8 protein-coding genes and 1 pseudogene are annotated in these 9,425 nt (G+C 74.1%); 5 read left to right on the forward strand and 4 right to left on the reverse strand.

Features of this window, described 5'->3' with window-relative positions; genetic code table 11:
• Positions 1-5 precede the first annotated feature (5 nt).
• Positions 6-779, reverse strand: a complete 774-nt coding sequence (locus tag ACQEUR_RS20945; protein ID WP_433033805.1) for a DUF6042 family protein — start codon at positions 777-779, stop codon at positions 6-8.
• 134 nt (positions 780-913) lie between these two features.
• A complete protein-coding gene (locus ACQEUR_RS20950) occupies positions 914-2,428 on the reverse strand; it encodes a glycoside hydrolase family 3 protein (protein WP_433033808.1) in 1,515 nt (504 codons plus the stop codon).
• A 161-nt stretch (positions 2,429-2,589) separates the two neighbouring features.
• Here ACQEUR_RS20950 and ACQEUR_RS20955 point away from each other — a divergent pair, with 161 nt between their 5' ends.
• Complete coding sequence (locus ACQEUR_RS20955; protein ID WP_433033837.1) at positions 2,590-2,763, forward strand: hypothetical protein; 174 nt, start codon at positions 2,590-2,592, stop codon at positions 2,761-2,763.
• A gap of 70 nt (positions 2,764-2,833) precedes the next feature.
• Here ACQEUR_RS20955 and ACQEUR_RS20960 read toward each other — a convergent pair whose 3' ends face one another.
• Together ACQEUR_RS20960 and ACQEUR_RS20965 are read right to left on the reverse strand one after the other, a co-directional pair.
• Positions 2,834-3,073, reverse strand: coding sequence for a hypothetical protein (locus ACQEUR_RS20960; protein WP_433033811.1), 240 nt, complete (start codon positions 3,071-3,073; stop codon positions 2,834-2,836).
• Between the two features lie 210 nt (positions 3,074-3,283).
• Positions 3,284-4,360 (reverse strand): trypsin-like serine peptidase, encoded by a 1,077-nt coding sequence (locus tag ACQEUR_RS20965; RefSeq protein ID WP_433033814.1) that lies wholly within the window; start codon positions 4,358-4,360, stop codon positions 3,284-3,286.
• 209 nt (positions 4,361-4,569) lie between these two features.
• On the opposite strand from ACQEUR_RS20965, the gene ACQEUR_RS20970 reads away from it, so the two are divergent.
• The 4 genes and pseudogenes from ACQEUR_RS20970 to ACQEUR_RS20985 form a co-directional block, all read left to right on the forward strand.
• Positions 4,570-6,348: an NB-ARC domain-containing protein gene (locus ACQEUR_RS20970; RefSeq protein ID WP_433033817.1), complete on the forward strand. Its 1,779-nt coding sequence runs from the start codon at positions 4,570-4,572 to the stop codon at positions 6,346-6,348.
• A 194-nt stretch (positions 6,349-6,542) separates the two neighbouring features.
• Positions 6,543-7,385 carry a DMT family transporter gene (locus tag ACQEUR_RS20975; RefSeq protein ID WP_433033820.1) on the forward strand — a complete coding sequence of 281 codons (843 nt, stop codon included), beginning with the start codon at positions 6,543-6,545 and terminating at the stop codon, positions 7,383-7,385.
• 75 nt (positions 7,386-7,460) lie between these two features.
• Positions 7,461-9,107, forward strand: a complete 1,647-nt coding sequence (locus ACQEUR_RS20980; protein ID WP_433033823.1) for a RecQ family ATP-dependent DNA helicase — start codon at positions 7,461-7,463, stop codon at positions 9,105-9,107.
• Between the two features lie 48 nt (positions 9,108-9,155).
• Positions 9,156-9,425 (forward strand): annotated as a pseudogene (locus ACQEUR_RS20985) (hypothetical protein); the annotation flags it as partial.

Below are 9,425 nucleotides of genomic sequence, written 5' to 3' on the forward strand. Positions count from 1 at the left end.
GCGGGTCAGATGGCGTGTTCCGGCGCGGGTAGCTCGGTGAACGGGAAGCGGAGCCGGAAGTCGGGCCACGGCACGGTGAGGCAGAGCCCGCCCTCGGCGTGCCCGGTCTCGACGCCGAGCTTCGCGATGTCCCCGAGGTCGACCAGCGACCGGCGGGCCTGTTCGGGGCTGACGCCGGCGGAGGTGGCGAGGGTGTGGAGGCTGGTGGTCACCACCCGGCGGCGCCAGCGCCGGCGGGTCCGCTGGGCGAGCCGGCGGATCGCGATGGCGACCAGCACCGCCTGGTCGTCCCGCTGGGCCCGCCCCTCCAGCTCCCGCTCCTGCGGCGACAGCGGCAGCACGTCGAGCGGGTCGCGGTCCAGCCGGGGCAGCACCCAGGGGTCGTCGGCGTCGTCGGTGAGTTCGAACAGGCCCAGCCCGGTCAGGCAGCAGAGCAGTTCGCCGACGGTGTGCGGGACGGGCAGGTCGCGCCGCTGGCACATCTGCGCGAACAGCTCGATCCGGGTGGCCCGGACCCGCACCATCCAGGCGTAGTGCTCCCGGGCGTGCAGCTCGGCGTGCTCGGCGTCCCGACCGGCGTGCCGTCGCCGGGCCCGGTCCACCCAGTCGTCCACGCTGCCCGGGTCGCACCACGCGGACTCGTCCCAGGGCACCCGCCCGGACCAGGCCGACCGGCGGAACGGAGGCGGTTGCGGGATGACGGTGAGGTAGACGAAGGCGCAGGGGAGCCAACGGATCCAGGACGGCATGAGAGCGGCCCGCTGCCAGCGAGGGGTCACCGGCCGTACGATACCGCGACTGGCCGTACGCGTGGGGGCACCGATCGTGATCGAGGAGTGACGGACCCCCTTCCCACCGTGGCGGCGTGACCGTCCATCTCGGACCCGACGGGCCGGTGCGGTGAGGCGGCGGCTCAGGACCGCCCGACGAGCAGTTCGGCCGCCGCCCGGCCGGCGGCCCTGGTGGCGCCGTGGGTCGCCAGGTGCACCCGGCCGGTGACCGTCGACGGGACGCCGAGTTCCACCACGATCGCGTCCGGGTGGCTGGCCAGGATCGCCCGCACCGCCGTGCCCATCCAAGCGTGCCGGTGCAGGTCGCGGACCACCAGGACGAGGGAACGGCCGTGCGCGGCGGCGAGCGAACCGGCCGGCGGGGAGCCGTCGGTGCCCAGGTCCTCGGCGCCGAGCCGGGCGGTCGTGGTGCCGGGGAGCAGCGCGGCGAGCGGCGCGCCGATCCCCCAGGGGGTCTCCGCGCCGGTCGCGATGTTGTGCGGGGGCGAGAACTCCAGTACGTGGGCGGGGCCGGTCAGCGGCAGCAGCGCCGCCCCCGCGGCGGTGGTCAGGCGTACCGCCCGGCGGGCGGCGGCCATCCCGAGCGCGGAGCCGTCCGGGCCGGCGCCGGGCCAGTGCGGTCGCTGGGCGCGGGCCGCGCTGCTCCAGGCGGCGAGCTGGCCGACCCGCTTGGCGGCCTCGACCAGGCGCTCCTCCGGCAGCGTCCCGTCCAGCACGGCGTCGACGATGGCGTCCCGCAGTCGCCGGGCGTCCGCCTCGTCCGCGTGCTCGCCGCCCACGCAGATCGCGTCGGCGCCCGCGGCCAGGGCGAGCACCGCCGCGTCCCCGAAGCCATACCGGTGGGTGATCGCGCGCATCTCGATGGCGTCGGTGATGACGACCCCCTGGAACCCCAGCTCGTCGCGGAGCAGGTCGGTCAGGACCCGCCGACTCAGCGTCGCCGGCCATTCGGGGTCGATCGCCGGTACGAGCAGGTGGCCGGTCATCACCGCCTGGGTGCCGGCCGCGATCGCCGCCCGGAAGGGCAGCAGCTCGCAGTCGTCGAGCCGGCCACGGTCCACGTCGATCCGGGGTACGTCGAGGTGGGAGTCGACGCTCGTGTCGCCGTGCCCCGGAAAGTGCTTGGCGCAGGCGGCGACGCCGGCCGACTGGAGTCCGCGTACCCAGGCGGCGGTGTGCCGCCCGACGAGTTCGGGGTCGGCCCCGAAGGCGCGTACCCCGATGACCGGGTTGTCGGGGTTGGCGTTGACGTCGGCGTCGGGGGCGTAGTCCAGGGTGATCCCGGCCGCGGCCAGCTCGGCGCCGAGGTCCCGGGCCACCGCCTCGGTGAGTTCGGGGTCGTCGATCGCGCCGAGCGCCAGGTTGCCGGGACGGGAGCTGCCGTGCCGGGACTCGAAGCGGGTGACGTCACCGCCCTCCTCGTCGACCGCCACCAGCACGTCGGGGCGCTCGGCCCGGAGCGCGGCGGTCAGCTCGGTGACCTGTTCGGCGTCCACCACGTTGCGGGCGAACAGCACGACGCCGCCGAGGCCCTCGCCGATCCATCGGCACACCCAGGCCGGCGGCCGGGTGCCGACGAAACCGGGTTGCAACACCGCCGCCGCCAGGCTGGACAGACTGCCCGTCGTTGCGCTCATCCCGCCGGATCCCCCCGCTGCTCTACAGTGGACAACCACCGCCCTGGTAGCGGCCGGTGCTGTCATGGTCACACCGGTCCCAATAATAGTCAATAAACCTTCCTATTAACTGGGCAGTACGCGCAGGTGCAGGCCAGGGCCGGTCGTGGCACAGTGCTGGAATGCGGCTCAGCGCGGTGACAGCGGGATGGGACCTCGGCGGCCTGCCGTACCGGATTCTCGCGGCCGACCAGGGCGACTGGTCGGAGATCCCGGGGGTACGGCTGCTCGGCGCCGTCCTCGGGGCGGCGCTGCTGATCGCCGCGCTCCGCGCCATGTTCGGCGGCCGGCGCTAGGGTTTCGCAGATCCCTCCGTGCCGGGCCGGGACCGGCCGGCGCGACGGGTCGAACGGCGACCGCCCGGGGTCACTCCGTCGGCATCGGGGCCGGCTCGGCGCTGCGCATCCGCTCCGGGGTCCAGTAGGAGTCCTGCGGACCGGGCGAGGAGAGCCGGGTGCTGGACGTGTCGGCCGGTGGCACGCTGGAGCCCGGAGCCGGAGCGTCGCGCGGTGCGCCGGCCCGGAGCGTGACGACCACGCCGACCAGCACCGCCAGCGCGAGCACCGCGGCGGCGGCGCCGAGCGCGACGACGGACGAGCGGACCACGGCACGCCTCCTTTCCGCCTCGGACACTCGCGACACTACCGCCACCAGCAGGGCATGTCCGGGCCTTCGGTAACGGTGCCATCACGGTTTCCGTCGACCCCGGTCGATCCGCACCGCTCCCGCCCGGGCACCTCGACCGGAGCCGGGCCGGCCCGGAACCGGGTCCCCGCGCTACCGCCGGCGGGGACCCGGTTCCGGCCCGAAGGTCCGTCAGACCCGGTTCGCCACCGAGTTGTAGACGTCCGCGACCGCGGTGTCGAAGTACGGGCTCTTGTTCCACCCACTGCTGTTCAGCGTGCTCATCACCCCGTTGACGTAGCCCAGGTTCCCGTTGTACGCCCGCAGCCATACCGCCCCGGAGGACCCGCCGGTGAACCCGCAACGGAGCTGGATCTTGTACTCCTGGAACGGCCAGGTGCCGGGCCGGGAGGTGGTGCCCTGGCAGTACTGCTGCCAGCCGCCGTCGAAGGGCGGGGCCTGCGGGTAGGCCAGGATGGTGACGAACTGCTGGAAGCTGTAGTTCACCGAGAGGCCGTTGCCGCCGAGTACGTCCACCGGACGCTGGCCGGACGCGTTCGGCCACACTGTCACATAGGCGACGTCCCGCTCCAGGTTGCTGTCGTTAATCCACGCGTTGAACGTGGTGAGCCACTTGGCCGACCAACGGCCGTACGGCTCGGCCCCGTAGTTGTAGAGCGGGACGAAAACCCAGTTCTGCATCCATTGGCCACCCTGCCCGCCGTGCACACAGTGCCCGGCGGTCATGACCAGCAGACGTGAACCGCTGTTCACCGTTCCGGCGGAGCAGACGTAGTTTCCGCCATTCGCCGGGTTGTGGAAGAAGACCTTGCCCACCGAGGCCGAGGCATTCACCGCCACCCCGGCGCGGTCGGTCGCGTTGCCCGCCGAGGCGGCACCGGCCAACCCCGCCACGGCGGGCTTCACGGGCGCGGCCGGTGGCACCGAGTACGCCGGACCGGTCGGCTTCGCCCGCGTCGGGGCACTCGACTTCACCCCGTTCACCAGCGTGTCCGCCGAGATCGCGGAACGCATTCGCTCGGGGGTCCAGTAGCTCGCCGCCTGGTCGGCGGTGCTGGCACCGGCCCGCGCCCCGGACCGGGCACTCGCCGAAACCGTGGCCGCCGCCGAACTGGACGCCGCCTCCGCCCGGCTCCCACCGGTCGACGCCGCCTGCACCGAGCCGGCGGTGACGGCCAGCAGAGCGCCGGTGACAAATGTCGCCGAGCCGATCAGCACCACCCGGCGTCGGATTTCTGATAAACGCATTTACTGCCTCCCACTGATTGCCGTCGGTGCCTGTCGTCGCACCGCCAACAGCATGTGGGAACGGGCGCTCGGGTGGTGTCGGGAAAGCTGTTCACACTGTCGCTGACAGTCAATCGTTGACGCGCCCGTAAACCGGTGTTATGAAGACGGAATGGCGAGCGGGGGCCACGCCGAAAGGTTCTTTCCGCTCGTCGACGCATGGGAGCCAGATGGGACGTCTCAGTATCCCGCTCGTACCGGAGGGGCCCGTCCGGCGGTTCTACGAACGGCTGCACGCACTGCACCTCGCCGCCGACCGGCCGAGCATGCGGGCCCTGCAACGCGCCACCCGTACGCCCCGGCGGCCGCACGGGATCAACTCGACCTCCATCCACGCGGCGTTCACCCGGCCCCGGCTGGCACGCTGGGAGGTGGTGCGGGAGATCGTCCGGCTGCTCGACGGCGACGTGGCCGAGTTCACCGAGCTGTGGCAGCGGGCCCGCCGCTTCGAACTGAGCGCCGAGAGCGACCTGCCGGTGTGCCCACCGCAGCCGGCCCCAGACACCGGGCCGCCCGCCGCACCGGCGCTGGACGGGCCACCGGCGGCGGTGGCGAGGGCCGGACGGCCCGCGACGGAGGCGTCCCCCGACGGCCCGCTCCCCCGGGAACTTCCGCCCGACGTCACCCCGTTCCTCGGCCGGGACCGGCAGCTCGCCCGGCTCGACGCGCTGCTCGCCCCGGCCGCCGGCACCGCCGGCCCGACGCACGGCACCGCCGGCCCGCCGGTGATCGCCCTGCTCACCGGCGCCGCCGGGGTGGGCAAGACCGCACTGGCGGTGCACTGGGCACACCGGATCGCCGGGCGCTTCCCGGACGGGCAGCTCTACGCCGACCTGAACGGCTGGGATTCCGGCCCGCCGGTCGGTCCGGCCGAGGTGCTCACCGGTTTCCTCGCCGCGCTCGGCGACGACCCGGTACGTCTCCCGGCCGACCTGGCCGGGCGCGCCGCCCGCTACCGCACCCTGCTCGCCGACCGGAGCGTGCTGATCCTGCTCGACAACGCCGGCTCGGCCGAACAGGTGCGGCCGCTGCTGCCCGGCACCGGCCGCTGTCTGGTCGCGGTCACCAGCCGGGACGACCTGGCCGACCTGGTGGCCCGGTCCGGCGCGCGGCGGCTGCCCGTCGCCCCATTGCCGGCGGAGAGCGCCCGCCACCTGCTGCGCGCACTGTGCCCGAGGCACGCCGACGCCGACCCGGAGACGGTCGACGAACTCGTCCGGCGGTGCGCCGGGCTTCCCCTGGCCCTGCGGTTGGCCGCCGAGCGGCTCACCGCCCCGGTGTGGCAGCCGGGCGGCGTCCCCGGCCGGCTGGGGTGTGCACCGGACGTCGAGGACGCCTACCCGGCTGATCAGCTACGGGCCTCCGTCGGCTGGTCGTTCCGGCGACTGCCGGCGCCGGCCGCCCGGCTGGGCTGGCAGTTCGCCCTGCACCCGGGCTCCTGTGCCGACACGTACGCCCTGGCGGCGCTCGCCGGCACGGACGTGGCCACCACCGTGGCGCTGATCGAGGCGCTGCTGCGCGCCAACCTCTGCGTACGGGTGGCGCCGGGCCGGTACGCCCTGCACCTGCCGGCGCGGGCGTACGGCCGGGAGCGGAGCGAGCGACCGGAGCTGGCCGGCCCGGCGCGGGCCGCGCTGCGCCGGCTGCTCGACCACTACCTGACGATCGGCGCCAGGGCGAGCGCACTGCTGCGGCTGGCCGAGTGCCCGGAGGGATCCGCCTGGAGGATCGGGTCGGCCGGCTGGCCGAGCGGCACCGTGACGTGGTGGGCGGAGGACGGCGGGCTGGGCCAGACCCCGGTCCTGTCGGACCGCGCCGGGGCCCGGGCCTGGCTGGACGTCGAGCGGTCGAACCTGTCGGCCATGGTCGATCGAAGCCGGGCCCTCGGCTGGGAGCGGGAGGCCGACGAACTGGCCGCCGTACTCGCCGGGGCGCCCACCGCCTCCTGACGCCGGCCTGCGGGGACCGACCCCTGCCGGCGGCCGGAGCCGGCCGGATGGCCGCGCGAGCGGACCGGGGAGGGTAATCTTCGCCCCATTAGCGGCTATTGCGGTTAATGGGGCAGGCCGACCGGGCCAGGTCAGCGGAGGGGAACCACCGTGGGCGACGGCGACGTCGATCGAGCGACCCGGACCGGGCCGGGGTGAACCTCGCGGCGATCCTGCTCAGCCTGGCCGCGGCCGCCCTCTTCGCCATCGGGTCGGCGCTGGAGCAGACCTCGACGAAGCAGGAGAAGGCGACCCGGACCCTGGATCCGCGCCTGCTGCTCCGGCTGGTCCGCCGGCCGCGCTGGATCCTCGGCTGGTTTCCCGCGCTCATCGGCACGATCCTCCAGGCCCTGGCGCTGCGCGTCGGCCCGCTCGTCCTGGTCGAACCGCTGCTGCTGGCCGGGGTGTTCATGGCGGTGCCGATCACCGCGGCGATGAACCGGCAGCGGCCGCACGCGCGCGACCTGCTCGTGGTCGTCCTCGGCGCGGCCGGTCTCGTCGCCTTCCTGGTGGCCGCCGCGCCCCGCGCCGGGCTCAACCAGGCCCCGACCGCCGCGTGGCTGCCGATCCTCGCCGGCCTCGCCGCCGCCTTCACCCTCTTCCTGGTCCTGGCCTGGCGGATCGAGGGCGCCGCCCGGGGAATCCTGCTCGGCGCGGGCACCGGGCTGCTCTACGGCGTCGCCGCCGCGCTGGTGAAGACGGTCACCGTCCAGGCCGGGCAGGGCCTGGGCACGCTCTTCACCAACTGGCACCTCTACGTCCTGCTCGCCGTCAGCCTGGCCGGGCTGGTTCTCAACCAGAACGCGTTCCAGAGCGGCCCGATCGCGGCGCCGTTGACCACGATCACGCTGCTCGACCCCCTCACCAGCATCGTGCTCGGCGTCGGGGTCTACCGGGAGACGCTGTCGCTGGGCGGCTTCCGGCTGGTCGTCATCGTGCTGGCGGCCCTGTTGATGGGCTACGCACTCTGGCTCGCCCGCCGCACCCGGTCGGGCTGACCAGGTACGGGCCGAGGTCCTCGTTTCGGCCGCACCGCCCGGGGGTACCTCCGGCTCCCGATGAAGCTGCCAAATATGCCCGCCACCAGGCTCCGCCGCGCCGCGCGGGCCCATTTCGGCTGGCCGTCGCTGCGTCCCGAACAGCTCGCCGCGATGCGGGCGGTGATGCGCGGTCGGGACACCCTGGTCGTACTGCCGACCGGCGCCGGCAAGTCGGCCGTCTACCAGGTGCCGGCGAGCCTGCTGCCCGGGCCGACGGTGGTGATCTCCCCGTTGCTGGCCCTGCAACAGGACCAGATCAGCGCGCTGAACGACCGCGACCTGCCGGAACTGCGGGCCGTGCGGGTCAGCTCGGCCGAGACTCCGGGGCAGCAGGCGGCGGCGCTGGCCGACGTACGCGAGGGTCGGGCGCGGTTTCTGTTCACCACCCCGGAGCAGCTCAGCAACCCGGACCGGTGCCGGGAGATCCGCGAGCTGCGTCCCGCCCTGGTCGCCGTGGACGAGGCGCACTGCATCTCCGCCTGGGGTCACGACTTCCGCCCCGACTACCTCACCCTGGGGCACCTGATCCGGGAGCTGGGCCGACCGCCGGTGGTCGCGCTGACCGCCACCGCCTCGCCACCGGTCCGCGACGACATCGTCGCCCGGCTCGACCTGCGCAAGCCCCGCCTGGTGGTCTCCGGCCTGGACCGCCCGAACCTCTTCCTGGAGGTGGCGAACTGCGCCACCGAGGACTACCGGTGGCGCCGGCTGATCACGCTGCTGCGGGCCGACGAGCGCCCCGGGATCATCTACGTGCCGACCCGCCGGGCCGCCGAGGAACTGGCCGAGCGGTTGACCAAGGCCGACTTCCCGGCGCAGTACTACCACGGCGGCATGCCGGCCGGCGCCCGCGAGGAGCTGCACGAGGACTTCCTCGCCGACCGGGTACCCATCATGGTCGCCACCTCCGCGTTCGGGATGGGCATCGACAAGCCCAACATCCGCTGGGTGGCGCACATGGCGCTGCCGGACGCGCCGGACAGCTACCTCCAGGAGATCGGCCGCGCCGGCCGGGACGGCGAACCGGCCCGCGCGCTGCTGCTCTGGCGGGCCGAGGATGTCGGGCTGCGCCGCTACTTCACCGGCGGCGCGGCGGACCCGGAGGAGCTGCGCGACCTCGCCGCGCTGCTGCGGGACGGGCCGGCCACCCGGGCCGCGCTGCGCGAGCGGACCGGGCTCGGCGCCCGCAAGCTGGGGCAGCTCGTGGCCCTGCTGGAGCAGGTCGGCGCCGCCCGCACGCTCTCCAACAACCGGCTCAGTTCCCCCCGGTACGCCCCGAAGCCGGTGGACGCGGCGAGCGCGGCGGTGGCCGAGGCGGAACGGCAGCAGACGGTGCAGCGCTCCCGTACCGACATGATGCGCGCGTTCGCGGAGACCCGGAGCTGCCGGGGGCAGACCCTGTTGGCGTACTTCGGTGAGCGGCTGCCCCGGCCGTGTGGGCACTGCGACAACTGCCTGACCGGGGACGCGGCGGCCGGTGCACGCACGGAGGGGGCCGCGAACGCGGACGGCGGCCCGTTCCCGGTGCACAGCTCGGTACGGCACGCGGAGTGGGGCACCGGCCTGGTGCTCGGCTACGAGGAGGACCGGATGACGGTGCTCTTCGACGAGGTCGGCTACAAGACGCTCTCCGTACCCGTGGTGAGCGAGCAGGGTCTGCTCGCCGCCGTGACCGACTGATCTACGGTGTCCGCGGGATGTGTTTGCCATCAGTGAGAGGACGTTTCCGTGACAGAGCAACCGGTGTACACGACCGAGTTCGGGTTCTCCGACGACGAGTGGGGCCTGCTCGTCGGCCTGCCGCAGTCGGTGCTGACCGCGGCCAGTGCCGCCGAGTCGGACGGCGGCCGCCGCACCCGCTCGGAGAACGCCGCCGGCCTGGAGACCATCGCCGCCGGCCGGGAGTCGGCCAGCCCGCTGGTCGCCGCCGTCGCCGGTGAGCTGATCGCCCGGGTCGGCGATCCCGAGGCGGGCGAGGAGCTGCCGGTGATCGAGCCG

The organism is Plantactinospora sp. CA-290183, assembly GCF_050936375.1.
Lineage (GTDB): Bacteria > Actinomycetota > Actinomycetes > Mycobacteriales > Micromonosporaceae > Plantactinospora.